This window comes from Oleiphilus sp. HI0086, from assembly GCF_001635225.1.
In genome coordinates, this window is record NZ_LWFZ01000872.1 from 1 (window position 1) to 1586 (window position 1586).

The window sequence follows — 1586 nt, forward strand, 5'->3', positions numbered from 1 at the left end:
TAACAACGCTGTCAGGGTAGGTTTCGACCAAGTGAGCCTGGAAGGCATCAATCACCTTAAGTACTGCCGGTTCTTTAAGCGCATCAGACGATTTCATGTCAACAATAAACTCGAGATTCTGTGCCCCCATCATCTCCTTGTCGACCAAATCGTAAGTAACCCGAATCGGTGCATCTTCTTTTGCCAATTCGACTAAATTTGAGTCAATTTTTACTTGAAGCGTACCAATTACAAACAAGCCGAAAAGCGCGATATAACAAAGCGTGACAACTTTACTCTTTCTTTTAATGTACGCGGGTATTTTATCAAGGAAGTGTTGAAGCGAACTTGCTCTTCCTGCACCTCCACCCGACGCATACTTGCTCTTCTTTGCCTCGGCTTTCTTGGACGCTTTCAGATGATACGGATGCCAGAGATCTAGTAGTACAGGTAAAAGAAATAATGTAAAAATGAAAGCTACACCGACACCTAGGGCAGAATTTAAACCAAAGATGGCTATTTGAGGTAGATCGCTAATCATCAGGGCCATCATACCCGCCATGGTCGTGATGGTTGTTAAAAATATAGGGATGCCGGTTTTGCGATAGGCCATTCGCATCGCAGGGCGATGCTCCTCACCTTCTTGTCTGTATAGCATATATGCGCTCAGCACATGTACACAGTCAGCAGTTCCAACGGCCAGTATCAACATGAATGACAGACTCACCATTGTCGACAAAGTAACGCCAATTGCGCTCAGAAAACCTATAGACCAGAAGGCCGAAAACGAAATCACAACGACCGGCCAAACGACAGCTGAAAAAGAGCGAAACAGTATCCACAGCAAGGTAACAACGGCCAATAGCATTAAGCCCATTAACATCGACGCTTGAGCCATATTGTTCATGGCAAACTCCATCATGGCGGCGTTGCCTGTAAAGTGGAAACTGAAATGAGCGAATTCAGGCTTTGCAGCAACGGTACGCAGAGACGTCATAAAAACTAAGTACTCATCCATACTCATTTCTTCAAAATCAATAGGCTCATCACTGAGCTCCGTTGACACTATCTCAACTGCTGCGTCATCAAACTCAAATTCATCGCCTTGGAGTAAATCAACACCTTCGTCAACCTGGGGTTCTGAGGAAGAGATAACGCCAAAATCGGTTTTTATACGAATACCGCCGAATCTATGATCTGGCGAAAAGTACGCTAACTTAAAAGCGTCCTGCCCTAGCGCAATAGATTTTCGTTGCTCTAGCTCGAGATCGCTAGTTGGATAATCCTGAGCGTACAATTTCTTAGAGATAAGCGTGTCTTTATCTGCTACCTGATACCGCGCATTGTACAAACTGTCAATTTGATCAATTCGCTGAAGTATTCCACGATCAAATTCTGGAGAAACATCTTCGCTGCTTAGTCCAAGCCGGTGGTCATCGAGCTGCTGGTGAAAGGCCCTAATAGTGGCTACAGATTTTGATGAGAAAACATTTCCATCCTGAGCTTCGTAAACAATATAGATGCCGTCATCACTGCCAAACTGCTGTCGATATTTATCTAAAGAAACTTTAGTTGGATCATCATCTTTGAACCAGCTTTCGAGGGAC

General features: G+C 44.3%; 1 protein-coding gene. It reads right to left on the minus strand.

Annotated features, from left to right (window positions below):
* On the minus strand, positions 1 to 1586 hold a 1586-nt coding region (locus tag A3756_RS15710; RefSeq protein ID WP_156490523.1), incomplete at both ends, for an RND family transporter.